This window comes from Rhizobium chutanense (assembly GCF_002531935.1).
In the GTDB taxonomy this organism is placed as follows: Bacteria; Pseudomonadota; Alphaproteobacteria; order Rhizobiales; family Rhizobiaceae; genus Rhizobium; species Rhizobium chutanense.
Map to the genome: position 1 here is coordinate 486833 of NZ_NWSV01000001.1, position 25943 is coordinate 512775.

Below are 25943 nucleotides of genomic sequence, written 5' to 3' on the forward strand. Positions count from 1 at the left end.
AAGACGTCATTGCCCGATATCGGGTGCTTTCGCCATCAGGATTGCCAGGGGTGAAGGCACGCCTGTGAGCAACCGCAATGCGGGAAGCGACAAACCGGGGGCAAGATCGACGACTTCGCCGTCAGGGGGGAGGCGGTTTTCACCGCTGGCGCTGCCGGGAAGCACAGCATAATGCATGGGCGCCCGGGCAATATGATCCTGCTGGACGATGCCGGTGCCGCGAAGTTCGATCAGCCCGGCGATCGACGGCGGACATGTGGCGATCACCGTGCCGGTCTCTTGCGACAACAGCACCTGGTCGTCGGCGACGAGCGCCGTGAACAGCCCGAGCCGGCGTGCCTCGGTCATGCAGGTAAAGGCCAGCATCGATTTTCCCCAGCCGGAGGGGCCGCTGAACAGCAGCCCCGTCCTGCCGACGACGATCGCCGTCGCATGGATGTTCAAAGCCGCCGTCATGCGGCGGCATCAAGGGGCAAAGCGAGAATAAAGCGGGCGCCGAGCACCTGGCCTTCGGCATCGGTAATGTTCTCTGCCCTCAGCGAACCGCCATGGGCTTCGGCGATCTGCCGGCTGATCGACAGGCCGAGCCCCGAATTCTGTCCGAATCCTTCCGATTCCGGTCGGTCGGTATAGAAACGCTCGAAGATGCGGTCGATATTTTCCGCCTGGATGCCGGGGCCGTTGTCTTCGATCGTGGTGACGCAGCGCGAACGTGTCCGTACCAGCCGCACGGTGATCTTGCCACCCTTCTCCGGCACGAAGGAGCGGGCGTTCTCGATCAGGTTGGCGATGATCTGGCCAATGCGCAGATCGTGGCCGTTGACGACGAAGCGTGTCTTGACGTTCGGCTTGCGGTCGATCGCATATTCGATCTCCACCTGCTTCTTGCTGCTCCTGACCTGGCGCGAAACCTCGATAAGGTCGCGCAGCAGCACCTCCATGTCGACGGATCCGGCATCGACACGCGCAAGTTCGGCATCGAGGCGGGAGGCGTCGGAGATATCGCTGATCAGCCGGTCGAGGCGGCGGACATCGTGCTGGATGACATCCATCAGCCGCTTCTTGGAATCGTCGGATCGGGCAAGCGGCAGCGTTTCGACGGCGCTGCGCAGCGACGTCAGCGGATTCTTGAGCTCGTGGCTGACATCGGCGGCGAAACTCTCGATCGCATCGATGCGGTCGTAGAGCGCTGTCGTCATCTCGCGCAAGGCTATGGAAAGATTGCCGATTTCATCCTGACGGGCAGAAAAGTCGGGAATCTCCTCGCGCGCCTTGGCCCCGCGCCGCACCCGGATGGCGGCGGCCGACAGACGGCGCAGCGGATTGGCGATCGTCGACGACAGCACCAGCGAAAGCAGCACGTTGACGAGTGTCGCAACGCCGAAGACACGCATGATAGCAAGCCGCTCGGCATGAACGATATTGTCGATATCACCAGCCTGCGTCGACAAGAGCAGCACGCCGAGCACGGCGCGGAAACGCTGGATCGGCACGGCGACGGAAACGATGAGCTCGCCTTTTTCGGTGGTGCGCACCACCGCGCCGCGCACGCCGGTCAGCGCGTTCATCACTTCCGGATAGATCGAGCCGTCGCCGCCCGGCGCTTCCTTATAGAGCGGCAGATTGCCGGGCTGCAGCGCCTTGTTGAACAGGGTCGCGAACCATTCGCTCCAGGTCTGTTTCTCCTCCTCGACCGGCGGCAGGTCGAAGCGCAGCACCTGGCCGCGCGAATAGAGATGGCGCGAATCGAGCAGCAGATTGGCGTCGGCATCGAAGATGCGGGCACGTGTGCGCGTCGGCGAGATCAGCCGGCGCAGGACCGGGGCGACCTTCTCGGGATCGATCGGGAATTCGAGATCCTCGTCGTTCGGCACCGGGGTGATGCTCTGGCCGGCCTGCAGCTCGAGCAGCTTCTGTGGATCGATGGTGATCGAGTTGGTATCGACCGACGCGGAGGCCGAAATGGCGCCGGCGATGATCTCGCCCTGCGTCAACAGGCTTTCGGCGCGCGCGTCGATCAGCCCCTCGCGAAACTGATTGAGGTAGAGGATGCCGCCGACGAGCACCACCAGCGCGACCAGATTGAAGAACAGGATGCGCCGCGTCAGGCTCGAAAACACCGCATTGCCGAAGATGCGGCGGATCAGCGTGAAGGGATGCGACCAACGGCGGCCTCGGACGCGACGGGTGCTCACGCCCTCCGCGTCGTCCAGATCCCTTTCCTGCACCAACTGTGCCAATGACAGGCCCTTTCGGAGGGCGGGGCCAGCTTGCCGGCGCCTCCCTCAATCGTCTCTTCCTGCGCTCGTGAAGCGTCAGGCTGCTTCGCGGAAGCGGTAACCCACACCGTAAAGCGTTTCAATCATATCAAAGTCGGTATCGACCATCTTGAACTTCTTGCGCAGCCGCTTGATGTGGCTGTCAATGGTCCGGTCATCAACATACACCTGTTCGTCATAGGCGGCATCCATCAAGGCGTCGCGGCTTTTCACCACACCCGGGCGCTGCGCCAGCGAATGCAGAATCAGGAATTCGGTCACAGTCAGGGTCACGGCCTCACCCTTCCAGGTGCAGGTATGGCGTTCCTGGTCCATGACCAGCTGCCCGCGCTCCAGCGAGCGGGCCTGCTGCACGGCGCCGGTCTTTGGCGCGCCAGCCGTGGCAACGCCGCCGGCAGCGGCCGCTTCGCGGCTCGATGCGCGGCGCAGGACGGCGCGGACGCGCTCGACGAGCAGGCGCTGGGAAAACGGCTTGGTGATGAAATCGTCGGCGCCCATCTTCAGGCCGAACAGTTCGTCGATCTCTTCATCCTTGGAGGTGAGGAAGATGACAGGAATATCCGACTTCTGTCGCAGGCGTCGCAGCAGTTCCATGCCGTCCATGCGCGGCATCTTGATATCGAAGATCGCCAGCTGCGGCGGTCGTGCCAGAAGGCCGTCGAGCGCCGAAGCACCGTCCGTATAGGTCTCGACCTTATATCCTTCGGCCTCCAGTGCGATCGACACCGAGGTGAGGATGTTGCGGTCGTCGTCAACGAGCGCGATTGTCGGCATGGTGTTGGTCTCCGTCATCAGTGCGCAATCTCCCGGATTTTGGTCGTCCCCAGGCGGTCTCAGTGACCGGATGCGCTTATGGAGGATAAAGGTGGAACAAATTGTGGCAAAGATAAAGGGAAAGATTGTCGTGAAATTTGTCGGCAATCGCAAGTAGTGCGGTAAAATGTTTCAACGCGCCGATCTAAAACGATTTAAAATTAAGGCGATAAATTTAAATCGATTAAATATTTGATATTACTATATTTTCTCAAATTTAGCGTCTTGTGTTTTAAAATTTCTCCCCGTATCTCTAGCTTAGTTTTAACGGCAACGAGCCTGAGCAAAGGGAACTAGCCATGGAAAAGTTCGGAGTTCATAACCCGGCGACGGAGCTGGCAACGGTAGGATTGGGCGGCGCAGCCAGCGTTCGCTACAACTTTTCCGCCGCAGCACTCTATGAGGAAGCAATCCGCCGGGGTGAAGCCGAACTGACCGCTCAGGGTGCGCTCAGGGCTCTCACCGGCCAGCACACCGGCCGTTCGCCGCGCGACAAGTTTGTCGTTCGCGACGCCAATACCGACGGCGAAATCTGGTGGGACAACAACAAGCCGATCTCGCCGGAACATTTCGCTCTGCTGCGCGAGGATATGCTGGCGCATGCCGCCGGCAAGGAGCTGTTCGTCCAGGATCTCGTCGGCGGTGCCGAGCAGGGCCATGCGCTGCCGACCCGCGTCGTCACCGAATTCGCCTGGCATTCGCTGTTCATCCGCAATCTGCTGATCCGCCCCGAAGCGGCAGCGCTGCCGACTTTCGTGCCGAAGCTGACGATCATCGATCTGCCGAGCTTCAAGGCCGATCCGGCCCGCCACGGCTGCCGGTCGGAAACGGTGATCGCGTGCGATCTCAGCAACGGCCTCGTCCTGATCGGCGGCACCTCCTATGCCGGCGAAATGAAGAAATCGGTCTTCACCGTGCTCAACTACCTCTTGCCGGCCAAGGGCGTGATGCCGATGCACTGCTCGGCCAATGTCGGCCCGGATGGTGATGCGGCTGTGTTCTTCGGCCTTTCCGGCACGGGCAAGACGACGCTGTCGGCCGACCCGGCCCGGACGCTGATCGGCGACGACGAACACGGCTGGAGCGAAAACGGCATCTTCAATTTCGAAGGCGGCTGCTACGCCAAGACCATCCGCCTCTCGGCTGAAGCCGAGCCGGAAATCTATGCGACGACGCAGCGCTTCGGCACCGTGCTCGAAAACGTCGTGCTGAACGAAGGCCGCGAACCGAATTTCGACGACGGCTCGCTGACCGAAAACACCCGCTGCGCCTATCCGATGCATTTCATCCCGAACGCCTCGGAAACCGGCCGGGCCGGGCATCCGAAGACGATCATCATGCTAACCGCCGATGCCTTCGGCGTCATGCCGCCGATCGCCCGTCTGACGCCCGATCAGGCGATGTATCACTTCCTCTCCGGCTACACCGCCAAGGTGGCCGGCACCGAAAAGGGTGTCGTCGAGCCGGAAGCAACCTTCTCGACCTGCTTCGGCGCGCCCTTCATGCCGCGGCATCCCGCCGAATACGGCAATCTGCTCAAGGAGCTGATCAGCCGCCACGGCGTCCAATGCTGGCTGGTCAATACCGGCTGGACCGGCGGCGCCTACGGCACCGGCAAGCGCATGCCGATCAAGGCGACGCGTGCGCTTCTCGCTGCCGCCCTGGCCGGCGAACTCGGCAATGTCGAATTCCGCGCCGATCCGAATTTCGGCTTCGCCGTGCCGGTCTCGGTCAAGGGTGTCGACGGCAGCATTCTCGACCCGCGCTCGACCTGGGCCGACAAGGCGGCCTATGACGCGCAGGCCGAAAAGCTGGTCTCGATGTTCATCGCCAACTTCGCCAAATTCGAAAGCCACGTCGACGGCGGCGTCCGCGACGCGGCTCCCGGCGTGAAGGTCGCAGCCGAATAAAAAGCGCAAGCATTGCGCTAAACGGAATCTCTGATTCACGTGAAACCCGGCGTCGCAGGATTGCCGGGTTTTCCCTTTGATGGCTGATATTTTCAATTGGCTGCCGATATGAGATAGAACGCCGCATGGCCAGCGACGCACTCTATATCGACGACAGGATCACCATCGCCGGATGGGAGCTGACGGAACAGTTCGTTCTGGCGGGCGGTCCCGGCGGGCAGAACGTCAACAAGGTTTCGACCGCGGTCCAGCTGTTCTTCAACATCCCGAATTCGCCCTCCCTCAACGATCGCGTCAAGGCCAATGCGGTCAAGCTCGCCGGCCGGCGCCTGTCGAAGGACGGCGTGCTGATGATCGAGGCGAGCCGCTTTCGCAGCCAGGACCGCAACAGAGAGGACGCGCGCGAGCGGCTGAAGGAGCTGATTCTGGAGGCCGCCAAGCCGCCGCCGCCGCCGCGCAAGAAGACCAAGCCGACCAAGGGTTCGGTCGAACGCCGCCTGAAGGAAAAATCCGGCCGCTCCGAAGTCAAGAAAATGCGCGGCCGCCCCGGCGGCGGCGAATGATATGCCGGAGCTTTTGAGCGGCATTCGCCATCTTCCCGGCTATCTCGACCGGGCGCGCCAGGAGGCGCTGGTCGAGGTGATCCGCACGGTCGTCGCCGAAGCGCCGCTTTATGTGCCCGCCATGCCCGGAACCGGCAAGCCGATGTCGGTGCGCATGACCAATTGCGGGCCGCTCGGCTGGGTGACGGATAGGGAACGCGGCTATCGCTACCAGCCGACGCATCCGGCGACCGGCAGGCCCTGGCCTGATATGCCGCGCGAATTGCTCGATATCTGGAATGACGTTGCCGGTTACGATATGCCGCCGGAAGCCTGCCTGGTGAATTTCTACTCCGACGAAGCGCGCATGGGCCTGCATCAGGACAAGGACGAGAGGGATTTGCAGGCGCCGGTCGTCTCGATTTCGCTCGGCAACAGCTGCCTCTTCCGCATCGGCGGTCTCAACCGCAATGATCGAACGCTATCCTTCAAGCTTTCAAGCGGCGATCTGGTCGTCCTGGGCGGTGAGGGGAGACTGTGTTTCCACGGCGTCGACCGCATCCATCCGGCGACGTCGACCCTGCTGAAGAATGGCGGCCGCATCAATCTGACGCTGCGCCGCGTCAGTTCCTGAGGCTGAAATTCGGAATAGAATCGCCTGCTATAGTTTCCGCAGCGCGACCTGTTCGATCAGGTGATCCTTGCCCTTTTTCAGGATGAGATCGGCACGCGGTCGCGTCGGCAGGATGTTCTGCCGTAGGTTCTTCAGATTGATATTCCCCCAGAGATCCTCGGCGATTTCGAGCGCTTCTGCGTCGCTGATCGAGGCGTAGCGATGGAAATAGGAATTCGGATCGCGGAAGGCGGTCTCGCGCAGCCGCATGAAGCGTGCGACGTACCAATTGTGGATCTGGTCTTCCGCCGCATCGATATAGATCGAGAAGTCGAAGAAGTCGGAGACCATCGGCACGATCCTGCCGCCGGCCGGCAGGTCGCGTGATTGCAGCACGTTGATGCCTTCGAAGATCAGGATGTCGGGCCGGTCGACGATCTTGTATTCGTCCGGCAGCACGTCATAGACGAGGTGCGAATAGCTGGGCGCCCTGACATCCGGCTGCCCGGCTTTGATCGCCGAGAGAAAACGCAGGATCGCCGCCGTGTCGTAGCTTTCCGGAAAACCCTTGCGCTGCATCAGCTTTTTCCGCTGCAGCACGGCGTTCGGATAAAGGAAGCCGTCGGTGGTGACGAGATCGACCTTCGGGCTGGAAGGCCAGCGGCCCAGAAGCTCCTTGAGGATACGGGCGGTGGTCGATTTGCCCACGGCGACCGAGCCGGCGATGCCGATGACGAAGGGTGTCTTCGTCACATCGGACAGGCTGAGGAAGCGGTTGCGCTGTTCGAACAGCAGCTGCGAGGATTCGACATGGGCCGACAGCAGCCGCGACAGCGACAGATAGATGCGCCGGACCTCGTCGAGATCGATCGGGTCGCCCATCGAACGCAGCCGCTTGACCTCATCGCTGGTCAGCGTCAGCGGCGTGTCGGCACGGAATTTCGCCCATTGTTCGGAAGAGAAGAAGTGATAGGGCGAATAGGATTCCGACTGGAAGTGATCCAACGTTTCCGGCACCCCGATAATCTCAGTCGCGATACTCATGAACCCTGCCGGCTGGCCTTTTCCTTGAGGCCGGACTGCGCGGTTCTGCGCTCGAGTTCGGCCATGACATTCTCTAACGGTATTTCAGCAATCTTCAATACGACCAATAGGTGATAGAGCAGATCGGCGGCTTCATAAGTCAGATTGTCGCGGTCGCCGGTTACCGCCGCCATCACGGCCTCGATCGCCTCTTCGCCGAGCTTCTTGGCCGCTTTCGGCTGGCCGGCGGCGACAAGCTTCGCCGTCCAGGATTGCTCCGGCGATGCTTTCGACCGCTCCGCGACGATGCTTTCGAGATCGGCAAGGGAAAATCCGCTCATAGGTCCGCTTTCAAGGTTCAGTCGAGACGCATGTCGATGCCGCATTTCGACATATAGTGCTTCGCCTCGCCGACGGTATAGGTGCCGAAGTGGAAGATCGAGGCGGCGAGCACGGCATTGGCATGGCCCTCCTTCACCCCGGCGACGAGATCGTCAAGGTCGCCGACGCCGCCCGACGCGATGACGGGCACGCGCACCGCATCGGCAATCGCCCGCGTCAATTCCAGATCGTATCCGACCTTGGTGCCGTCGCGGTCCATCGACGTCACCAGCAGCTCGCCGGCGCCGCGCGCCACCATCTTCTGGGCGAATTCGACGGCATCGATGCCGGTCGCATTGCGGCCGCCATGCGTGTAGATTTCCCAGGCGCTGAGATTGTCGCCGCCGACCGCCTGCGTGCGCCGGCGCTTGGCGTCGATCGAGACGACGATGCACTGGTCGCCGAACTTGTCGGCGGCCTCGGCAACGAAGTCGGGATTGCTGACCGCTGCCGAATTGATCGAGACCTTGTCGGCGCCGCACAGCAGCAGCTTGCGGATATCGGCGATGGTGCGCACCCCGCCGCCGACGGTCAGCGGCATGAAGCATTGGTCGGCCGTGCGCGATACGACATCGAAGATCGTCTCGCGATTGTCCGAGGACGCGGTGATGTCGAGGAAGCAGAGCTCGTCGGCGCCGGCCGCGTCATAGGCCTTCGCCGCTTCGACGGGATCGCCGGCATCGACGAGATTGAGGAAGTTGACGCCCTTGACGACACGGCCGTCCTTGACGTCGAGGCAGGGGATGACACGCGCTTTGAGGGTCATTTACGCGGTCTCCTTTGCCCTGCTGGCCTTGATCAGCGCGAGCGCCTCCGCGGGATCGATGCGGCCGTCATAAAGCGCACGGCCTGAAATCGCCCCTTCCAGCTTGCGCGCGTCGGGCTGCAGCATCCGTTTGATGTCGTCAAGCGAGGCGAGGCCGCCCGAGGCAATGACCGGAATGGAAACGGCGTCGGCAAGCTCGAGCGTCGAGCTCCAGTTGATGCCGGTCAGGATGCCGTCGCGGTCGATATCGGTGTAGATGATCGCGGCAACGCCGGCGCCCTCGAATTTCCTTGCAAGTTCGATGATGCCGAGTTCGGAAGCCTCAGCCCAACCTTCGACCGCCACCTTGCCGCCCTTGGCATCGATGCCGACGGCGACGTGGCCCGGAAATTTCCGGCAGGCCTCGATGACCAGCTCAGGATTTCTGACCGCCACGGTGCCGAGAATGACCCGCCGCAGCCCGCGCGACAGCCAGGCTTCGATATGATCGAGCGTGCGGATGCCGCCGCCGAGCTGCACCGGATTTTTCGTTGTTTTCAGGATCGCCTCGACGGCGTCGCCATTGGCCGAATGTCCCGCAAAGGCGCCGTCGAGATCGACCACATGCAGCCATTCGAAACCCTGGTCTTCGAAGGATTTCGCCTGGGCGGCCGGGTCGGTGTTGTAGACCGTCGCCTGCTGCATGTCGCCGAGCTTCAGGCGGACGCATTGGCCGCCCTTCAGATCGATCGCGGGAAAAAGGATCATGTCGTCTACGTCCGTAAAGTGGTCGATACCATCAGCGCATTCCACGCATCTACGATATCCGAGTGGAAAAAGACAGCGGCAATGGTGGCCGCGCCGAAAAGCAGAAGAAGGAGCAGGGTGATGGTCAAACCGGCACGAACCTGGCGCCAGAAACCGAGGCGCCGCCTCATCGATTTTTCGATGTCGCGCACCGCGCGCAGCGCCTGACTGTTGACGGCGGCCAGCCGGATCTCCGGCTCCATCGCCTCGACATAGGTCTCGGCATAACTCGACAGGATCTGCGAGGCGCGGTCGCGCAGCGTATTGCGCAGGTCGGTCGAGAGATAATTGCTGGCGACGGCGGCAAGCTCCGCCTCATTGGGCGAACGGCCGGGATTGCGTTTGCGATAGCTGAGGACGAAATCGCGCTTCTGCCGCTCGTAAAGCGCGTAGGCAAGCAGCCCGATCAGATCGTCCTCGCCCTCGATATAGAATTCCAGCACGGCTTCGGTGATGTCGGCGGCGCTGATGCCGTTGGCGCGCAGCTGCGAATTCTCGTTGCCGGCAAGGAATTCATGGATCATCGGTCCAGCCTTTCTTTCAACGCCTTGGCTGCATTGGAAAGCGCTCTTTTGTGAACGGCCTCATCGACCCGGCGGATGATCGTTCCGTCGGCAAGCCGGATGTCGGAGAAGGGAGGCAGACCTTCTCTGGAGGGTTTCAGCCTATAGAACACCTTGCCTGATTTCCGCGACGCCGGCATCGAGCGCACTCCTGTTCCGCCGTTTCCATAAAGGGGAAATAAGGCGGCGGTATTACGGGTTCCAGCGCAGGAAATTGGCGATCAGCGCCAGGCCGAGCTTCTGGCTCTTTTCCGGATGAAATTGTGCCCCGACCATGTTGTCGCGCCCGACGAGAGCGGTCATCGGGCCGCCATAGTCGACGGTGGCGATGACATCCTCGGCGTTTTCGGCGGCAAGATGATAGGAATGCACGAAATAGGCATGCAGCCCCTCGGATCCCGTCGCAATGCCGTCGAAGAGCGGATGTTCGCGCTTCAGGTCGAGCGTGTTCCAGCCGATCTGCGGGATCTTCAGCGCGGGATCACCGGGGGTCATCTCGACGACGTCGCCGGGAATCCAGCCGAAGCCGTGGGTCACGGTCTTTTCCAGTCCACGCGAGGACATCAGCTGCATGCCGACGCAGATGCCGAGGAAGGGCCGAGCCTTTTTCTCGACAGCTTCGATCAGCACTTCGGCCATCCCGGGCACGGCATCGAGGCCGCGCCGGCAATCGGCATAGGCGCCGACGCCGGGAAGCACGATACGATCGGCCGCGGCAACATCCTCCGCCCTGTCGGTGAGATCGATATGCGCATCGATGCCTGCCTCACGGGCGGCACGCTCGAAAGCCTTGGTCGCCGAGCGCAGGTTGCCGGAACCATAGTCGATAATCGCGACGCGCATTCTCAGCGTCCTCCTTCAAATCCAAAGAGGCCAAGCGATGTGGCATGGCCATGCGGGCCGTTTGCACCGGGCTTGTTCTGCCAATCCGGTGCGACGGTGTCGTCGCTCCCCGAAGGGACCGCCTTGTCCGCAAAATAGACCTGCTCGGCAATATCGAGCTTATCGGCTGCAATCAGTGCGTCTTCGTTCCAGCCCTTGGCGGCAAGGTTGCGAATGCGGAGATTCTGGCCTTCGAGACCGACCAGTATATTCACGCCCAGCATGATTGCCGCGCCCGCGAGCCCCAGACCCGGCTCGTCCGTCAGCGCACCACCGATCGCCTGCAGCACAAAGGCCGCGGCCGCATGCAGCCACAGCCGGTGCGCCAGAAGCCAAGCCCATGGAAACAGGAAGCCGAGAAAGGTGAAGCCATCACGGATGGTTCGCGTCTCCTCGAGCGTGGCGCTCGTGCCGCCGGGCGGTGTCAGGAAGATATAGCTTGATGTCATGGTCGCCGCTCCCTTGAGGGGCTCAGACGAGCGTGCCCTTGGTCGAGGGAACACGGCCCGCCTGTCTCGGATCGATCTCTGTTGCCGTGCGCAATGCGCGGGCAACGGCCTTGAAGCATGTCTCGGCAATATGGTGATTATTAGCGCCATAATGGTTGAGAATATGCAAGGTGATGCCGGCATTCTGAGCGAGCGCCTGGAAGAATTCTCGAACGAGCTCGGTGTCGAACGTGCCGATCTTCGGCGCGCTGAAGGCGACGTTCCAGACCAGGAAGGGCCGGCCGGAAAGATCGACCGCCGCCTTGGTCATCGTCTCGTCCATGGCGAGATCGATCGAAGCATAACGGGTGATGCCGCGCCGGTCGCCGAGCGCCTTGGAAATCGCCTGGCCGATGGCGATGCCCGTATCCTCGACCGTGTGGTGGTCGTCGATATGCAGGTCGCCCTTGGCGTCGATTTCCATGTCGATGAGGGAATGCCGCGAAAGCTGGTCGAGCATATGGTCGAAGAAGCCGACACCGGTCGAAATCTTCGATTTGCCGGTGCCGTCGAGATTGACGGAAACCGAAATCGAAGTCTCGTTGGTCTTGCGGGAAACGCTGCCCGTGCGGCTTGCTGCGGTCTCGGCCATCTGGCCCTCCATCGGAATAAGGCCGTTCCTTATCAGGCGCATCGGCAAATATCCAGAAGCCGCGCAAGAGAAAAGCCGGCCCATTTGCAAACGGCGCCGCCCCACTTACATAGGGCTTAACAAGGCCGGTGTGCGGCCTGGTGGAGTAGCCCGCGTCAAGGGCAGACAGGTGTTTGATGACAACGATCATTACAGTTCGAAAAGGCGGCAAGGTGGTTATGGCGGGCGACGGCCAGGTGAGCCTCGGCCAGACCGTCATGAAGGGCAATGCCCGCAAGGTGCGCCGTATCGGCAAGGGTGAGGTTATCGCCGGTTTCGCCGGCGCCACCGCCGATGCCTTCACCCTGCTCGAAAGGCTCGAAAAGAAGCTGGAGCAATATCCCGGCCAGCTGATGCGCGCCGCGGTCGAGCTCGCCAAGGACTGGCGCACCGACAAATACCTGCGTAATCTCGAAGCCATGATGCTCGTCGCCGACAAGTCGATCACGCTGGCGATCACCGGCAACGGCGACGTTCTGGAGCCCGAGCACGGCACGACGGCGATCGGTTCGGGCGGCAATTTTGCCTTCGCCGCCGCCCGCGCGCTGATGGATACCGACAAATCGGCCGAAGAAATCGCGCGCCGCGCCCTCGATATCGCCGCCGACATCTGCGTCTACACCAACCACAATATCGTGGTGGAGTCGCTTGAGGTCGAAGGCTGAATCGATGCCTTCCGGCTGCCGCCGCGGCTGATCTGCCGAGGCAACCAATGACGAATTACGGCCGGGCGCTGATGGCTCCGGACCGCCAGGAGAATGATACGCAATGACGACTTTTTCCCCCCGCGAGATCGTTTCCGAGCTCGACCGCTACATTATCGGCCAGCATGATGCCAAACGCGCCGTCGCGATCGCGCTGCGCAACCGCTGGCGCCGGCAGCAGCTGGATCCCAGCCTGCGCGACGAAGTCATGCCGAAAAACATCCTGATGATCGGCCCGACCGGTGTCGGCAAGACCGAGATCTCCCGTCGCCTGGCAAAACTCGCCGGCGCGCCCTTCATCAAGGTCGAAGCCACCAAATTCACCGAAGTCGGCTATGTCGGCCGCGATGTCGAGCAGATCATCCGCGATCTGGTCGAGGTCGGCATCGGCCTGGTGCGCGAAAAGAAGCGGGCCGAGGTTCAGGCCAAGGCGCATGTGAGCGCCGAGGAGCGTGTTCTCGATGCGCTGGTCGGCACCACCGCGTCGCCGGCCACCCGCGAAAGCTTCCGCAAGAAGCTGAGGGACGGCGAACTCGACGACAAGGAAATCGATATCGAAGTGGCTGATGCCGGTTCCGGCATGGGAGGCTTCGAAATCCCCGGCATGCCGGGCGCCAATATCGGCGTGCTCAATCTGTCGGAAATGTTCGGTAAGGCGATGGGCGGACGCACCAAGAAGGTCCGCACCACGGTCAAAGCCTCCTACACTGACCTGATCCGCGATGAATCGGACAAGCTGATCGACAATGAGGTGATCCAGCGCGAGGCCGTTCGCTCCACCGAGAATGACGGTATCGTCTTCCTCGACGAAATCGACAAGATCGCCGCCCGCGACGGCGGCATGGGCGCCGGCGTTTCGCGCGAAGGTGTGCAGCGCGACCTGCTGCCGCTCGTCGAAGGCACGACGGTCTCGACCAAATACGGGCCTGTGAAGACCGACCACATCCTCTTCATCGCGTCGGGCGCCTTCCATGTCTCCAAACCCTCCGATCTTCTGCCCGAGCTGCAGGGCCGCCTGCCGATCCGTGTCGAATTGCGTGCGCTGAACAAGGAGGATTTCCGCCGGATCCTGACCGAGACGGAAGCAAGCCTTATCCGCCAGTATCGCGCGCTGATGGAAACCGAACGCCTGAGCCTCGAATTCACCGACGACGCGATCGATGCGCTGGCCGATGTCGCCGTGCACCTGAACTCTTCCGTCGAGAACATCGGCGCCCGCCGCCTGCAGACGGTGATGGAACGGGTCCTCGACGACATTTCCTACAACGCGCCGGATCGCGGCGGTACGGCGATCACTATCGACGCGGCCTATGTGCGCGAACATGTCGGCGATCTCGCGCAGAATACCGATCTGTCGCGCTTCATTCTGTGATTTCGGCGCACCGGTCCATGTCTTTCCCGATGTGAATGCCGGATCGTGACCAACTCCACTCTCGACAGCGGGCCTTTTCCTTTTTAGTGAAGGCCCGTTTTGTTTTCCGCTCCGGCTTTATTCGGCCAAGATTCTGGTCCAGTCAGCCGCATCGCAAGCAGGACGATGGAACGGGGATAGCGGATCGTGCGACGCCTTTTGACAAGCCTTTTGATTGCCGCTGCCCTGGTGAACTCGGCGCCTGCCTTCGCCATGCAGACGGTGCCGGCGGGCAACCGTCATGCCGAGCAACCCGATATTCCAGGCGCGTCCGTCCGGCGAACCAAGGGAACCAAGAGCAGTTTCGATCTGAAATATGAAAAGGTCCATGAGCTTCTGGCGACCGATCGCGAGCTGATGGGCAAGATCCGCAAGGTCTCCAGCGCTTACGGCATCAATCCGATCCATGTCGTCGGCGCGATCGTCGGCGAACACACCTATAATGTCGACGCCTACGACCGGCTGCAGGCCTATTACGTCAAGGCCGCATCCTATGCCGGGGAAAGCTTCCGCTTCGCCTATAATGGCGAAAACGTCGATGATTTCGTGGCGCGGCCGCAATTTGCGCAGTGCAAGGGAAAGAGTGATTCCTACACCCTCTGGACCTGCCGCGAAGATGTCTGGGAAAGCGATTTCCGCGGCAAGACGGTGGGTGGCGAGAGCTTCCCCAACAACCGTTTCAGCGCGGTCTTCTTCCAGCCGTTCTATGCCGGCCAGACCTTCGGCCTCGGCCAGGTCAATCCACTGACGGCGCTGATGCTCTCCGATCTCGTCAGCCGGGTCTCGGGTTATCCGAAGCTGAACGAGAAGAATGCCGGCGACGTCTATAAGGCGATCATGGATCCCGATATCTCGCTCGCCTTCGTCGCGGCCTCGATCCGCCGGTCGATCGACGATTACAAGGAGATCGCCGGCATGGACATCTCGGGCAATCCCGGCCTGACGGCGACGCTGTATAATGTCGGCAATTCCCGTCAGCGTGCCGCGGCACTCGCGGCGAAAAACCGCTCTTCCGGTGCGACCGTTTGGCCCGAGGAGAATTATTACGGCTGGCTGATCAACGACAAGCTGGACGAACTCAAGGGCCTGCTCTAGCTTCAAGCTTGCCGGGAAGACGCCGATCTTCCCCGAAAGGTTTGACGATGGACATGCGTCCTGATCCCTTCGTTCCGCCGGCACCGCTGCCGCGCACCGTGCCGCCGAGCCGGCTTGATATCATCCGCATCATCTTGCGCAATCCGCTCGAGCTCTGGGGCGAACCGTCCTATACGCTGCCTTGGATCAAGACGAGCTTCTTCGGGCAACATACCTTGATCGTCAACGATCCCGGCCTGATCAAGCATGTGCTGGTCGACAACGCTAACAACTATCGCATGTCCGACATACGCCAACTTGTCTTGCGGCCGATCCTGCGCGACGGCCTGCTGACGGCGGAGGGCCAGGTCTGGAAACGGTCGCGAAAGGCGGTTGCCCCTGTTTTCACGCCGCGCCACGCCAAAGGTTTCGCCGGCCAGATGCTGCAGCAATCGGAAAATTTTGTCGGCAAATATGAGGGTGCCGGTTCGGCGGGCCGGGTCTTCGATATCGCCAGTGATATGACCGACCTCACCTTTGCGATTCTTGCCGAAACGCTTTTCTCCGGCGAAATCGTTTCCTCGAGCGGCCATTTTGCCGACGACGTCAACCAGCTTCTCCATCGCATGGGCCGCATCGACCCGATGGATTTGCTGCGTGCGCCCTCCTGGGTGCCGCGCCTCACGCGCATCGGCGGCCAGAAGGTGCTGGAGAAATTCAGGGCGATCGTGCGCGACACCATGGATATGCGTCTGGCGAAGATGAAGGCCGATCGCGCCGCCGCACCGGACGATTTTCTGACGCTGCTTCTGGAGCAGGCCGGCCCCGACGGCCTGACCAAAGAGGAGATCGAGGACAATATCCTGACCTTCATCGGCGCCGGACACGAGACGACCGCGCGTGCACTGGCCTGGACGCTCTATTGTGTGGCCAACAGCCCGCATATCCGCGAGGCGATGGAAACGGAAATCGACGCCGTTCTCGCAACCGGCGCCGAGCCGGTGGAATGGCTGGATCTGATGCCTGTGACCCGGGCAGCCTTTGAAGAGGCTCTCAGGCTTTATCCGCCGGCCCCTTCGATCAATCGCGCCGCAATCACCGATGACGTCTGGACGAATGCGAAGGGCGAGAAGGTCGAAATACCGGCCGATATCACCGTGCTCATCATGCCCTGGACCCTGCATCGCCACGAACTGTACTGGGAAAAGCCGCGCGCCTATATGCCGGAACGGTTCCTGCCGGAAAATCGCGGCAGTATCGGCCGCTTCCAGTTCCTGCCCTTCGGCGCCGGCCCGCGCGTCTGCATCGGCGCGACCTTCGCGCTGCAGGAGGCGGTAATCGCACTGGCGGTAATGATGCACCGGTTTCGCTTCGACCAGACGGAAACGACGCATCCCTGGCCGGTGCAGAAGCTGACGACGCAGCCGCAGAACGGGCTGCCGATGCACGTGACGCCGCGTATAGTTTCCCGAGCGGCATAAATCTTTCGAATTATTGCGGAATTGACTGTGAATGAAAGCCGGGCAAAGTGGCAGCATTCAAAGTCGTTGCCAGGGAGAATGCCGCATGAGCCGCGTTGACAAGAACGGTCTTGCCGTCGAAACCGTCCTTCATGATTTCCTGACCCGGGAGGTGCTGCCGGGGCTGGCAGTCGATGCGGACAAGTTCTTTGCCGATTTTTCAGCGATCGTCCATGATCTCGCGCCTAAGAACCGGGCGCTGTTGAAAAAACGCGACGAACTGCAGCTCAAGATCGACGACTGGTATCGCCAGCACGGCGCTCCGACCGATATGGATGATTACCAGTCCTTCCTCCGCGGGATCGGCTATCTCCTGCCGGAGGGATCGGACTTCCAGGTTTCGACCCAGAATGTCGATCCCGAGATCGCCTCGATCGCTGGCCCGCAGCTGGTCGTTCCGGTCATGAATGCCCGCTATGCGCTCAATGCCGCCAATGCCCGCTGGGGTTCGCTCTACGATGCGCTCTATGGCACCGACGCCATTTCCGAAAGCGACGGCGCTGAAAAGGGCAAGGGTTACAATCCGAAGCGTGGCGAGAAGGTGATCGCCTGGGTGCGCGATTTCCTCGATATGGCGACGCCGCTGCAGGATAGCAGCTGGAAGGACGTCGGCAGTTTGGTCGTCAAGGATGGAGCACTCGCCATCAGATCGGTCGATGGAGAGCAGGCCATGCTGAAGGATGGTGGGCACTTTGCCGGCTATCGCGGCGATGCTGCCGCCCCGACGCATATTCTCCTGAAGAACAACGGCATCCATATCGAAATCGTCATCGATGCGACGACGGCGATCGGCAAGTCCGATCCGGCTCATATTTCCGACGTCTGGCTGGAATCGGCCATCACCACGATCATGGACTGCGAGGATTCGATCGCGGCCGTCGATGCCGAGGACAAGGTCACCGTCTATCGCAACTGGCTCGGCCTGATGAAGGGCGATCTGCAGGAAGAAGTGGCAAAGGGCGGGGCGAGTTTCGTCCGCAAGCTCAATCCGGATCTGGACTATGCCGGCCCGGACGGCGCTTCGTTCGAGCTGCATCGCCGCTCGTTGATGCTGGTGCGCAACGTCGGCCACCTCATGACCAATCCTGCGATCCTCGACAGCGATGGGAACGAAGTGCCCGAAGGCATCATGGATGCCGTCATTACCGGCCTGATCGCCCTTTACGATATCGGCCCGGCCGGCCGGAAGAAGAATTCCCGCGCCGGCTCCATGTATGTGGTCAAGCCGAAGATGCATGGGCCGGAGGAAGTCGCCTTCGCCGTCGAGATCTTCTCGCGGGTCGAAGATGCGCTTGGGCTGGCGCGCAATACCATCAAGATGGGCATCATGGATGAGGAGCGCCGCACGACGGTCAATCTCAAGGAATGCATCCGCGCCGCCCGCGAGCGCGTCGTCTTCATCAATACCGGCTTCCTCGATCGCACCGGCGACGAGATTCACACCTCGATGGAAGCCGGCCCGATGATTCGCAAGGGCGACATGCGCCAGGCAGCCTGGATTTCCGCCTATGAGAACTGGAACGTCGACATTGGCCTCGAATGCGGCCTTTCCGGCCATGCCCAGATCGGCAAGGGCATGTGGGCGATGCCCGATCTGATGGCGGCGATGCTGGAGCAGAAGATCGCCCACCCGAAGGCCGGCGCCAACACCGCCTGGGTGCCGTCGCCGACGGCTGCGACCCTGCACGCCACGCATTATCACCGGGTCAATGTCGCCCGAGTCCAGCAGGGATTGAAGGACCGGGCCCGTGCCAAGCTCTTCGACATTCTCTCCGTACCGGTGGCGGTGCGGCCGAACTGGACAGCGGAGGAAATCCAGCGCGAACTCGACAACAATGCCCAGGGTATCCTCGGCTACGTCGTGCGCTGGGTCGACCAGGGTGTCGGCTGCTCGAAGGTGCCCGACATCAACAATGTCGGCCTGATGGAAGACCGCGCCACATTGCGCATTTCGGCCCAGCATATGGCGAACTGGCTGCATCATAGGGTCGTCACCGAGGCAGAGATCGTCGAAACGATGAGGCGCATGGCCGCCGTCGTCGACCGGCAGAACGAGCAGGACCCCGCCTATCGGCCAATGGCCGGCAATTTCGACGGCTCGATTGCCTTCCAGGCGGCCCTCGATCTCGTCCTGAAGGGCAGGGAGCAGCCGAACGGCTACACCGAGCCGGTGCTTCACCGCCGCCGCCTCGAGCTCAAGGCACAGCAGGCCGGTTGAAATAGGAAAGGCCGCCGGAACGACGTCCCGGCGGCCTTTTTTATACCGAATTCGGTATCTACCTTACTGAATGACGATGACCTTGGACGTGCCCTTGCCGGGACGCACGCGGCTGTAGAGGTCGATGACATCCTGGTTCATCAGGCGAATGCACCCCGAGGAAGCGGCGGTGCCGATCGAAGCCCATTCCGGCGTGCCGTGCAGGCGGAACAGCGTGTCCTTGCCGTCCTCGTTGAAGAGATACATGGCGCGTGCGCCGAGCGGATTGGTGAGACCCGGGCCCATGCCGTCTTCGACGTATTTGGCGACGTCAGGACGGCGGACAGCCATTTCCTTCGGCGGGTGCCAGGTCGGCCATTCCTGCTTCCAGGCGACGTAGGCGGTGCCGGCCCATGCGAAGCCCTGCTTGCCGACGCCGATGCCGTAGCGCATCGCCTTGCCGTTGGCGAGGATATAATAGAGGAAGCGCTCGCGCGTGTTGACGATGATCGTGCCGGGGCGCTCGGTGGTCTGGTAGCTCACGACCTGGCGGCGGAACTGCGGCTTGACCCTGTCGATCGGGATCGCCGGCAGAGAGTATCCGGCATCCTTCGTCACGCCATAGGCGTCGTTGAAGATTTGAGCTGTCTGTACCGTCGGGCCTGCGCCCTTGTCGTCGACGGATGCGCTATCGGAACTGGTGGAGCAGCCGGCCAGTGCTAGCGTTGTCAGCAGGCCAAATACAGGGAATGCATTGCGGATGCGCATAGATGACTCTTGAAGTTTTGGGGCAGGGAGAAACAGTCTTTCGACCATCGTTGATTATGGTTTATTTTCGATTAACTTGCGCTTTGCAAGGCTACTGCGGCGCGACAAATCCGTCTGCGGCGCAAATTAGAAGCGCATGGTTTTTTTGCAACAACACGCTAGCCCCTGCGACGGTTATCCATGACGATTTTGAGCGTTTACAATAACAATCCGTTAATCGACGGCCGGCAATCGGACAGGGCCATGATGGTGCGGCGGGGAACGCAGATTTTACTGCATGAAATGCGCCACGCCGTGCTGCCTGAACTGCCGCTGGCCAGCGGCCGCCGTGCCGATTTGATCACGCTTTCGGAAAAGGGCGAAGTCTGGATCATCGAAATCAAGACGTCGATCGAGGATTTCCGGGTGGATCGCAAATGGCCGGAATACAGGCTGCATTGCGACCGCCTGTTCTTCGCGACCCACAAGGACGTGCCGCTCGACATCTTTCCCGAGGAGTGCGGGCTCTTCCTGTCGGACGGTTATGGCGCCCACATGATTCGCGAAGCGCCGGAACACCGCATGGCGCCCGCCACACGCAAATCCGTCACGCTCAATTTCTCGCGCGCCGCCGCGCAACGGCTGATGATGGCCGAATGGGCGAGCGGAAAGCCGTTTACCGTGGATGATGTCTAGAGCATGTCGCGCAAAAGTGTGCAGCGGTTTTGCCCGGCAAAGCGTGAAACGCTTTTGCCGAGACATGCGTAAAACAAAGACCTAAAGCGCGAGGAGCGAATCTGAAAGATTGCGACGCGCTTTAGAGCAATTCCAGCAAAAGTGCGAAGCGGTTTTCCGTCCGGAATTGCGCAAAAACAAAAAAGTTAGAGCGGTTCTGCGCTTCCGTGATAACTGAACCGCTCTGATCCCGCGGCCTATTTCGGCGCGCGTTTGGCAAGGATGCGCTGCAGCGTCCGCCGGTGCATGTTGAGCCGGCGCGCCGTTTCCGAAACATTGCGCTCACACATTTCATAGACCCGTTGAATGTGCTCCCAGCGCACCCGGTCGGCCGACATCGGATTCTCGGGAAGCTCCGCCTTTTCGCCGGCCCGCTGCGTCAACGCCGAAAACACGTCGTCGGCATCCGCGGGCTTTGCCAGGTAATCGACGGCGCCGAGTTTCACGGCCGTCACCGCCGTTGCGATATTGCCGTAGCCGGTCAGCACGATGATCCTGGTGTCGTCGCGCTTCTGGCGGATGGCTTCGATGACGTCGAGCCCGTTGCCGTCGCCGAGCCTGAGATCGACCACCGCATATTTCGGCGGGCGGCCTTTCGATTTCGCGACGCCTTCCGCTACCGATTCGGCCGTCTCGACCTGGAAGCCGCGCGTCTCCATCGCCCGGGCGAGGCGGCGCAGGAACGGTCCGTCGTCGTCGACGATCAGCAGGCTGGCGTCAGGGCCGATATGGTCTTCATCAGACGCGGCGAAATTTTCATGATTCTGTTCTGTCATCGTCTCGGTCCCGGCGGTTGAACGCCCGATCTGTGTCAACCGCTCTATTCTGTTTATGCCGACAAAGTCATTTTGTCGAATTTGCGTCGATCAGCATGCGCGGCCATTCGATTCGGATCCGTGCGCCCGCACTTTCCGGGTCGCGATTCTCGAAGATCAGCGATGCGCCGGAGCGCTCCAGCAGCGTCTTGGCGATGAAAAGTCCGAGACCGAGGCCGCCGGCCGTATCCTCTTTCTGCCTTTTGGTCACATAAGGCTCGCCGATCCGGGTCAGAATGTCGGGAGCATAGCCGTTGCCGTCGTCCTCGATGACGATCAGCACTTTATCGTGATCATGCTCGACGGTGACGATCACTTTCTCCCGCGCATAGTCGACGGCGTTTTCGATCAGATTGCCGAGCCCGTACATGATACCCGCGTTGCGGTCGGTCACCGGCTCGTCCTTGCGCGGGGTCTTTTCGATCAGCTCGAGCGTGATGCCGAATTCCCGGTGGGGTGCCACGATCTCCTCGATCATCGAGGAAAGCGGCAGGCGACGCATATGTGCCTCGCCTTCGGAGGAGAGTGTCGTCAGCCGCCGCAGGATGTCGCGGCAGCGTTCGCTCTGGCTGCGCAGCAGCATCACGTCCTCGCGGAAACGATCGTCGTCTTTGAGTTCCCGCTCCATTTCCTTGGCGACGACGCTAATCGTCGCGAGCGGCGTGCCGAGCTCGTGGGCGGCTGCGGCTGCCAGTCCGTCGAGCTGCGAAAGATGTTTTTCCCGCTGCAGCACCAGTTCGGTTGCCGCCAGCGCATCGGCAAGTTGGCTTGCCTCCATCGAAACGCGATAGGCGTAGAAGGCGGCGAAGGCCATCGTCGAGGCAATCGAGCACCAGACACCAAACTGCATGACATTGTGGACGTTGATCTCGACGCCGTCGAACCACGGCAGCGGAAAGGGCGAAAAGGCGAGCACCGTGATGCAGACCATCGCAAAGCCGATCAGCGCCGTGCTGTAACGGATGGGCTGCGAGGCAAAGGAAATGATAACCGGCACGCAGACAAGCGCTGCGAACGGATTGGCAAGGCCGCCGGTGATGAAGAGCAGCGCGCAGAGCTGCAGAAGATCGAAGCCAAGCAGCGCAAAGGCGGCCGGCGGTTCCAACCGGTGCGTCGGCGGATAGCGGATCGTCAGGTAGAAATTCACCCAGGCAAGGGCGGCGATCAGCGACGAGCTGGCAATCAGCGGCAAGGGAAATTTCAGCCAGAAGGCCACGATGAACACCGTCAGCGCCTGGCCGCCGACCGCAAGCCAGCGTAGCCGCACCAGCGTCTGCAGGCGCAGCCTGCGGCTGCTGTGCCGGTCCTCCTGCGCATGGCTTTCCGTCTTGTCAATCATGCCGAGGGCTCCTTGGATGGCTCTCATGTACCACGCGGTTTTGCCCGTGTCGTCGGCAGCGCCTCCTCGGGCCGCTCCGGCCAGGGATGCCGGGGATAACGGCCGCGCATATCGGCGCGCACATCCCTCCACGAGCCGGCCCAGAAGCCCGGCAGGTCACGTGTCGTCTGGATCGGCCGATGCGCCGGCGAGGTGAGTTCGAGCAGCAGCGGCAGGCGGCCTCCGGCGATCGCCGGGTGCTGCTTCAATCCGAACAGCTCCTGCACGCGGATCGTCAGCACCGGCTCCTCACCCTCATATTGGATCGGATGCCTTTGGCCGGTCGGCGCTTCGAAATGGGTCGGTGCCAGCCGGCTAAGGTCGCGTTGCAACTCGTGCGGCACCAGGGACATCAGCCCATTCGAAAGCCCGGCCGCGGAAATCTCGGAAAGGCCGCGGGCCTCCGTCTGAAACGGGCCGAACCAGTCGTCCAGCCGGGAAAGCAGGGCATCGTCGCCGACATCCGGCCAGGGATCGCCGATCGTCCGGTGAAGAAATCCGATCCGCTCGCGAAGCTGCACGGCCTCCTTCGAGAAGGCCAGCTGATCGAGCCCCAGTTCGCGCACCCCCTCCACCAGCGCCTGGGTGACCGCAGCCCCGGAAGGTCGCGGCAAAGGCGTCTCGTCGAAGACGATGGCACCGAGCCGGGTTGCTCGCCGCGCCCTGACCTGCCGGCTTTGCCGGTCGAAGAAGATCTGATCGCCGGTTTTGATCTCGCCCGGCAGCTCGGCGTCGATGTCGCCGCGCGTCACCTCGGCTGCCGCCAGAATCCGCGCCTGCGCCGCTCGTCCGGTGAGATCGGCGATGACGAGCATCTGGCTGCCGGCCAGCCTCTCGGTTTCCGGCAGCTCCGCACCGCGCCCGTTCGCCATCACGAATCGGCCGCGCCCGCCGCGCTGAAGCGCGATTCGGTCCGGGAATGCGTGCAACAAAAGCTGGCCCGCAAGCGCCGGCGCCGTTGCGGCAACGCTGTCGAGGCCGCTCGCCAGCCGCCCAGCCAGCCGCCGCGAGGCGTCGGCTCTCTCGCCGCGCTCGGCCTTGAAGCGCCGCAGCCGGTCCTCGATATCGATGCTCGTTCCGCCAAGCCCCTGTTCGGTGAGAAGCACGGCGATCATCGCCGCATCGCGGGCATGGCCCGATTCGCCCGACGATACGACCATGGCGGCAAGCCGCGGCGGCAAGGCGAGATCGCGCATCACCTTGCCGCGCGCCGTCAGTGCGCCGTCCTTGTCGAGCGCGCCGAGCTGGCCAAGCAGAAGCCGCGCTTCCCTGAGCGTCGTTTCCGGCGGCTGATCGACGAAGGCAAACGATGCCGGATCCTGCACGCCCCAATGGGCGAGATCGAGCACCAGGCCGGAAAGATCGCTGGACAGGATCTGCGGCGGTGTGAAGGCCGGCAGTGCCGCTGTCTGGCCCTGATGCCACAGCCTGATGGCGATACCCGGTTCCGTTCGTCCGGCGCGGCCGGCCCGCTGATCGGCGGACGCCCGCGACACGCGCACCGTCTCCAGCCGCGTGATCCCGGTCGACGCCTCGAAGACCGGCAGGCGCTGCAGCCCGCTGTCGATCACGATCCTGACGCCGTCGATGGTGATCGAGGTTTCGGCAATCGAGGTGGCCAGCACGATCTTGCGCGTTCCCGTGGATGCCGGGCGGATCGCCGCATCCTGATCCTTCTGGCTGAGATTGCCGTAGAGCGGCGCAATCAGCGTTTCGGCGCCGAATCGTCCCTGCAGGCGTTCGACCGTCCGGGTGATTTCCGCCTGGCCGGGCAGGAAAGCGAGGATCGAGCCGGTCTCATCGGCATGCGCATCGAGGATCGCCCGCGTGACCGCATCCTCGATGCGTTCGCCGCCCGGCCGGTCCTGGTAGCGGATATCGATCGGAAAGCTGCGTCCCAGGCTTTCGATGACGGGCGGATGGTCGAGCAGGGCGGCCACGCGGCCGACGTCGAGCGTCGCCGACATCACCAGGATACGCAGATCCTCGCGCAGCGCCGACTGGACATCGAGTGCCAGCGCCAGCCCAAAATCGGCATCGAGCGAACGCTCGTGGAATTCGTCGAAGATCACCGCCGAGACACCGGTCAGTTCCGGATCGTCGAGGATCATCCGGGCAAAAACCCCTTCGGTCACCACCTCGATCCGTGTCGCCGCCGATATCCTGTTGTCGAGGCGCATACGATAGCCGACCGTGCCGCCGACCTGTTCGCCGATCAGCGATGCCATCCGGCTTGCCGCCGCCCGCGCCGCCAGCCGCCGCGGCTCCAGCAGGATGATCTTGCCGTTTCCGCGCCAGGCCTGGTCGAGCAGGTAAAGCGGCACCAGCGTCGTCTTGCCGGCGCCGGGCGGTGCGGAAAGAACGGCGCGTCCCCGCTCGGCCAGGGCGGCGCCGACCGCCGGCAGGACATGGGAAACCGGAAGATCCGGCAAGGATGCACTGAACGTCACTGGCGGCCCGCCACCGTCTCATAGGCGAGAATGGCGCCGGCGAGATCTTCGAGTGCGGCGCCGACCGACTTGAACAGCGTGATCTCGGCATCATGGCTTCGCCCGCCATGGGCGCCGCTGACGAGTTCGGCAAGCTCCGCTTTTATGTCGCTTTCCTTCAACACGCCGCTTTTCAGCGGCTGGACGATGTCGCCCGCCTCGCTGAGGGCGCCGGCGCGGGTATCGACATAGACCGACGCGCGGCGGATGGCCTCGTCGTCGCTTTCGCGCATGCTCGGCTTGAAGGCGCCGATGAGATCGAGATGGGCGCCGGGTTTCAGCCATTCGCCCGATATCAGCGGCTCGCTGGCAAGCGTGGCGCAGGAAATGATGTCGGCCGTGCGTGCCGCGGCTTGCGCATCGGCGACCGCCTCGGCATCGAGACCGAGCGCCCGCGCTTCGGCCGCGATCTTTTCCGCCGCTTGGCCGTTGCGACCCCAGACCCGGTACCGCTTGATCGGCCGGGTCGTGCCATGGGCGAACATCAGGTTGAGTGACAGCCGACCGGTTCCGCAGACGAGCATCTCCTCCGCATCCGGGCGGGCGAGATAGCGGGCCGCCAGCGCCGATGCCGCCGCCGTCCGCCGCGCCGTCAGTTCGCCGCCGTCGATCGCGGCCAGCATCTCGCCGGTGGCACCGGAGGAAAGAAGATAGGTTCCGAAGATTGCCGGCAGGCCGCGCCGCATATTGCCTGGAAAGACCGAGACGGTCTTGACCCCGGCATAGCGTCCTGGAACCCAGGCCGGCATCAGCAGCAGCGTGGCGCTCTCCTCACCCGGCACATCCATGTCATGGTGATGGCGCACCGGCATCACGCATTCGCTCTGGAACATGCGGGCGATCGCCTCGATCAGTTCCGGCCAGGGCAGGGCTGCGCGCGTCTGTTGTTCATCGAGGACAAGCATTCTTAACTCCCGTATTGGTCTTCGCCGCCAAATTAGCGAGTGAGACATACCATAGGCAAGCGACCTGGATTTCCCGCTCAGGCTCCCCATATGGGGATTGTCTCCATCGCCGAACCCATTCCCTGGGAATTCGGCGAAAACGAATCCGCAAAACCGCCCGATCGGCGGCAATTTTTCGTAGTTTCTGGAAGGCAGCGCTAAAAACCCTTCATTTTCAACCTGTTACAAAATTGTCAAAAAACTTTTGATTGGTGTGTTGACTTGGAAAAGGGGATAGTTCTATAAGCCCAC

General features: G+C 62.1%; 26 protein-coding genes. 9 read left to right on the forward strand and 17 right to left on the reverse strand.

The features are described 5' to 3' along the window. Positions 1 to 6 precede the first annotated feature (6 nt). From CO666_RS02305 to CO666_RS02315, 3 genes are all read right to left on the reverse strand, one after another. Positions 7 to 456 (reverse strand): HPr kinase/phosphorylase, encoded by a 450-nt coding sequence (locus CO666_RS02305; protein ID WP_097610517.1) that lies wholly within the window; start codon positions 454 to 456, stop codon positions 7 to 9. Next, positions 453 to 2240 carry a sensor histidine kinase gene (locus CO666_RS02310; protein WP_097610518.1) on the reverse strand — a complete coding sequence of 596 codons (1788 nt, stop codon included), beginning with the start codon at positions 2238 to 2240 and terminating at the stop codon, positions 453 to 455. Before CO666_RS02310 ends, CO666_RS02305 begins: the two co-directional genes overlap by 4 nt. 75 nt (positions 2241 to 2315) lie before the next feature. Then, on the reverse strand, positions 2316 to 3053 hold the full coding sequence (locus CO666_RS02315; protein WP_199287212.1) for a response regulator transcription factor: 738 nt from the start codon (positions 3051 to 3053) through the stop codon (positions 2316 to 2318). Between the two features lie 338 nt (positions 3054 to 3391). Here CO666_RS02315 and CO666_RS02320 point away from each other — a divergent pair, with 338 nt between their 5' ends. The 3 genes from CO666_RS02320 (at position 3392) to CO666_RS02330 (ending at position 6178) form a co-directional block, all read left to right on the forward strand. Then, positions 3392 to 5002: a phosphoenolpyruvate carboxykinase gene (locus tag CO666_RS02320; RefSeq protein ID WP_097610520.1), complete on the forward strand. Its 1611-nt coding sequence runs from the start codon at positions 3392 to 3394 to the stop codon at positions 5000 to 5002. A gap of 125 nt (positions 5003 to 5127) precedes the next feature. Continuing rightward, positions 5128 to 5565 carry an alternative ribosome rescue aminoacyl-tRNA hydrolase ArfB gene (gene arfB / locus CO666_RS02325; RefSeq protein ID WP_097610521.1) on the forward strand — a complete coding sequence of 146 codons (438 nt, stop codon included), beginning with the start codon at positions 5128 to 5130 and terminating at the stop codon, positions 5563 to 5565. Position 5566: 1 nt separating this feature from the next. After that, entirely contained in the window at positions 5567 to 6178 is a 612-nt protein-coding gene (locus tag CO666_RS02330; protein WP_097610522.1) for an alpha-ketoglutarate-dependent dioxygenase AlkB family protein, read from the forward strand. Between the two features lie 27 nt (positions 6179 to 6205). Here CO666_RS02330 and coaA read toward each other — a convergent pair whose 3' ends face one another. Genes coaA through hisB form a run of 9 tightly spaced genes read right to left on the reverse strand, consistent with a single transcriptional unit; the run spans position 6206 to position 11638 of the window. Then, positions 6206 to 7201 (reverse strand): type I pantothenate kinase, encoded by a 996-nt coding sequence (coaA, locus tag CO666_RS02335; protein ID WP_097610523.1) that lies wholly within the window; start codon positions 7199 to 7201, stop codon positions 6206 to 6208. After that, positions 7198 to 7521 carry a phosphoribosyl-ATP diphosphatase gene (locus CO666_RS02340; protein WP_097610524.1) on the reverse strand — a complete coding sequence of 108 codons (324 nt, stop codon included), beginning with the start codon at positions 7519 to 7521 and terminating at the stop codon, positions 7198 to 7200. The genes coaA and CO666_RS02340 overlap by 4 nt, the downstream gene beginning before the upstream one ends. A 17-nt stretch (positions 7522 to 7538) precedes the next feature. Continuing rightward, entirely contained in the window at positions 7539 to 8327 is a 789-nt protein-coding gene (gene hisF, locus CO666_RS02345; RefSeq protein WP_097610525.1) for an imidazole glycerol phosphate synthase subunit HisF, read from the reverse strand. Next, the gene (gene hisA / locus CO666_RS02350; RefSeq protein ID WP_097610526.1) at positions 8328 to 9074 is read right to left on the reverse strand and encodes a 1-(5-phosphoribosyl)-5-[(5-phosphoribosylamino)methylideneamino]imidazole-4-carboxamide isomerase; all 747 of its coding nucleotides are present in this window, start codon (positions 9072 to 9074) and stop codon (positions 8328 to 8330) included. A gap of 5 nt (positions 9075 to 9079) precedes the next feature. Next, entirely contained in the window at positions 9080 to 9637 is a 558-nt protein-coding gene (locus CO666_RS02355; protein ID WP_097610527.1) for a hypothetical protein, read from the reverse strand. Beyond that, a complete protein-coding gene (locus CO666_RS02360) occupies positions 9634 to 9816 on the reverse strand; it encodes a hypothetical protein (protein WP_097610528.1) in 183 nt (60 codons plus the stop codon). Before CO666_RS02360 ends, CO666_RS02355 begins: the two co-directional genes overlap by 4 nt. Positions 9817 to 9868: 52 nt before the next feature. After that, a complete protein-coding gene (gene hisH, locus CO666_RS02365; protein WP_097610529.1) occupies positions 9869 to 10519 on the reverse strand; it encodes an imidazole glycerol phosphate synthase subunit HisH in 651 nt (216 codons plus the stop codon). Positions 10520 to 10521: 2 nt separating this feature from the next. Further along, complete coding sequence (locus CO666_RS02370; RefSeq protein WP_097610530.1) at positions 10522 to 11007, reverse strand: DUF2628 domain-containing protein; 486 nt, start codon at positions 11005 to 11007, stop codon at positions 10522 to 10524. Between the two features lie 22 nt (positions 11008 to 11029). Continuing rightward, positions 11030 to 11638 carry an imidazoleglycerol-phosphate dehydratase HisB gene (hisB, locus tag CO666_RS02375; RefSeq protein ID WP_010033258.1) on the reverse strand — a complete coding sequence of 203 codons (609 nt, stop codon included), beginning with the start codon at positions 11636 to 11638 and terminating at the stop codon, positions 11030 to 11032. Positions 11639 to 11814: 176 nt separating this feature from the next. On the opposite strand from hisB, the gene hslV reads away from it, so the two are divergent. From hslV to CO666_RS02400, 5 genes are all read left to right on the forward strand, one after another. Further along, on the forward strand, positions 11815 to 12342 hold the full coding sequence (gene hslV, locus CO666_RS02380; protein ID WP_085735416.1) for an ATP-dependent protease subunit HslV: 528 nt from the start codon (positions 11815 to 11817) through the stop codon (positions 12340 to 12342). A gap of 103 nt (positions 12343 to 12445) precedes the next feature. Further along, complete coding sequence (hslU, locus tag CO666_RS02385) at positions 12446 to 13753, forward strand: ATP-dependent protease ATPase subunit HslU (RefSeq protein WP_097610531.1); 1308 nt, start codon at positions 12446 to 12448, stop codon at positions 13751 to 13753. A 186-nt stretch (positions 13754 to 13939) separates the two neighbouring features. Continuing rightward, positions 13940 to 14887 (forward strand): DUF1402 family protein, encoded by a 948-nt coding sequence (locus tag CO666_RS02390; protein WP_097610532.1) that lies wholly within the window; start codon positions 13940 to 13942, stop codon positions 14885 to 14887. A gap of 47 nt (positions 14888 to 14934) precedes the next feature. Then, positions 14935 to 16347 carry a cytochrome P450 gene (locus CO666_RS02395; protein ID WP_097610533.1) on the forward strand — a complete coding sequence of 471 codons (1413 nt, stop codon included), beginning with the start codon at positions 14935 to 14937 and terminating at the stop codon, positions 16345 to 16347. 85 nt (positions 16348 to 16432) lie between these two features. Next, on the forward strand, positions 16433 to 18604 hold the full coding sequence (locus CO666_RS02400; RefSeq protein WP_097610534.1) for a malate synthase G: 2172 nt from the start codon (positions 16433 to 16435) through the stop codon (positions 18602 to 18604). A gap of 63 nt (positions 18605 to 18667) precedes the next feature. On the opposite strand, the gene CO666_RS02405 is transcribed toward CO666_RS02400, so the two are convergent. Next, entirely contained in the window at positions 18668 to 19351 is a 684-nt protein-coding gene (locus tag CO666_RS02405) for a L,D-transpeptidase (protein WP_097610535.1), read from the reverse strand. Positions 19352 to 19531: 180 nt separating this feature from the next. Between CO666_RS02405 and CO666_RS02410 the strand changes: the two genes are divergently transcribed. Further along, on the forward strand, positions 19532 to 20026 hold the full coding sequence (locus CO666_RS02410; protein WP_085735426.1) for an MmcB family DNA repair protein: 495 nt from the start codon (positions 19532 to 19534) through the stop codon (positions 20024 to 20026). A gap of 236 nt (positions 20027 to 20262) precedes the next feature. Here CO666_RS02410 and CO666_RS02415 read toward each other — a convergent pair whose 3' ends face one another. From CO666_RS02415 to lhpI, 4 genes are all read right to left on the reverse strand, one after another. Beyond that, complete coding sequence (locus tag CO666_RS02415; protein WP_085735428.1) at positions 20263 to 20841, reverse strand: ActR/PrrA/RegA family redox response regulator transcription factor; 579 nt, start codon at positions 20839 to 20841, stop codon at positions 20263 to 20265. Between the two features lie 67 nt (positions 20842 to 20908). Further along, positions 20909 to 22219 (reverse strand): ActS/PrrB/RegB family redox-sensitive histidine kinase, encoded by a 1311-nt coding sequence (locus tag CO666_RS02420; RefSeq protein WP_097610574.1) that lies wholly within the window; start codon positions 22217 to 22219, stop codon positions 20909 to 20911. A gap of 23 nt (positions 22220 to 22242) precedes the next feature. Further along, complete coding sequence (gene hrpB / locus CO666_RS02425; protein WP_097610536.1) at positions 22243 to 24708, reverse strand: ATP-dependent helicase HrpB; 2466 nt, start codon at positions 24706 to 24708, stop codon at positions 22243 to 22245. Continuing rightward, positions 24705 to 25652 (reverse strand): bifunctional Delta(1)-pyrroline-2-carboxylate/Delta(1)-piperideine-2-carboxylate reductase, encoded by a 948-nt coding sequence (gene lhpI / locus CO666_RS02430; RefSeq protein WP_097610537.1) that lies wholly within the window; start codon positions 25650 to 25652, stop codon positions 24705 to 24707. The genes hrpB and lhpI overlap by 4 nt, the downstream gene beginning before the upstream one ends. Positions 25653 to 25943: the final 291 nt, after the last annotated feature.

Bases quoted from the DNA above. Each gene is read 5' to 3' on its own strand.
- CO666_RS02400 (WP_097610534.1), top strand. From the start codon at position 16,433: ATGAGCCGCGTTGACAAGAACGGTCTTGCCGTCGAAACCGTCCTTCAT.
- CO666_RS02330 (WP_097610522.1), top strand. From the start codon at position 5,567: ATGCCGGAGCTTTTGAGCGGCATTCGCCATCTTCCCGGCTATCTCGAC.
- hslV (WP_085735416.1), top strand. From the start codon at position 11,815: ATGACAACGATCATTACAGTTCGAAAAGGCGGCAAGGTGGTTATGGCG.
- CO666_RS02370 (WP_097610530.1), bottom strand. From the start codon at position 11,007: ATGACATCAAGCTATATCTTCCTGACACCGCCCGGCGGCACGAGCGCC.
- CO666_RS02395 (WP_097610533.1), top strand. From the start codon at position 14,935: ATGGACATGCGTCCTGATCCCTTCGTTCCGCCGGCACCGCTGCCGCGC.
- CO666_RS02360 (WP_097610528.1), bottom strand. From the start codon at position 9,816: ATGCCGGCGTCGCGGAAATCAGGCAAGGTGTTCTATAGGCTGAAACCC.
- CO666_RS02415 (WP_085735428.1), bottom strand. From the start codon at position 20,841: ATGACAGAACAGAATCATGAAAATTTCGCCGCGTCTGATGAAGACCAT.
- arfB (WP_097610521.1), top strand. From the start codon at position 5,128: ATGGCCAGCGACGCACTCTATATCGACGACAGGATCACCATCGCCGGA.
- lhpI (WP_097610537.1), bottom strand. From the start codon at position 25,652: ATGCTTGTCCTCGATGAACAACAGACGCGCGCAGCCCTGCCCTGGCCG.
- CO666_RS02405 (WP_097610535.1), bottom strand. From the start codon at position 19,351: ATGCGCATCCGCAATGCATTCCCTGTATTTGGCCTGCTGACAACGCTA.
- CO666_RS02420 (WP_097610574.1), bottom strand. From the start codon at position 22,219: ATGATTGACAAGACGGAAAGCCATGCGCAGGAGGACCGGCACAGCAGC.
- hisB (WP_010033258.1), bottom strand. From the start codon at position 11,638: ATGGCCGAGACCGCAGCAAGCCGCACGGGCAGCGTTTCCCGCAAGACC.
- hslU (WP_097610531.1), top strand. From the start codon at position 12,446: ATGACGACTTTTTCCCCCCGCGAGATCGTTTCCGAGCTCGACCGCTAC.
- CO666_RS02355 (WP_097610527.1), bottom strand. From the start codon at position 9,637: ATGATCCATGAATTCCTTGCCGGCAACGAGAATTCGCAGCTGCGCGCC.
- CO666_RS02340 (WP_097610524.1), bottom strand. From the start codon at position 7,521: ATGAGCGGATTTTCCCTTGCCGATCTCGAAAGCATCGTCGCGGAGCGG.
- hisH (WP_097610529.1), bottom strand. From the start codon at position 10,519: ATGCGCGTCGCGATTATCGACTATGGTTCCGGCAACCTGCGCTCGGCG.
- hisA (WP_097610526.1), bottom strand. From the start codon at position 9,074: ATGATCCTTTTTCCCGCGATCGATCTGAAGGGCGGCCAATGCGTCCGC.
- CO666_RS02410 (WP_085735426.1), top strand. From the start codon at position 19,532: ATGACGATTTTGAGCGTTTACAATAACAATCCGTTAATCGACGGCCGG.
- CO666_RS02320 (WP_097610520.1), top strand. From the start codon at position 3,392: ATGGAAAAGTTCGGAGTTCATAACCCGGCGACGGAGCTGGCAACGGTA.
- coaA (WP_097610523.1), bottom strand. From the start codon at position 7,201: ATGAGTATCGCGACTGAGATTATCGGGGTGCCGGAAACGTTGGATCAC.
- CO666_RS02315 (WP_199287212.1), bottom strand. From the start codon at position 3,053: ATGCCGACAATCGCGCTCGTTGACGACGACCGCAACATCCTCACCTCG.
- hisF (WP_097610525.1), bottom strand. From the start codon at position 8,327: ATGACCCTCAAAGCGCGTGTCATCCCCTGCCTCGACGTCAAGGACGGC.
- CO666_RS02305 (WP_097610517.1), bottom strand. From the start codon at position 456: ATGACGGCGGCTTTGAACATCCATGCGACGGCGATCGTCGTCGGCAGG.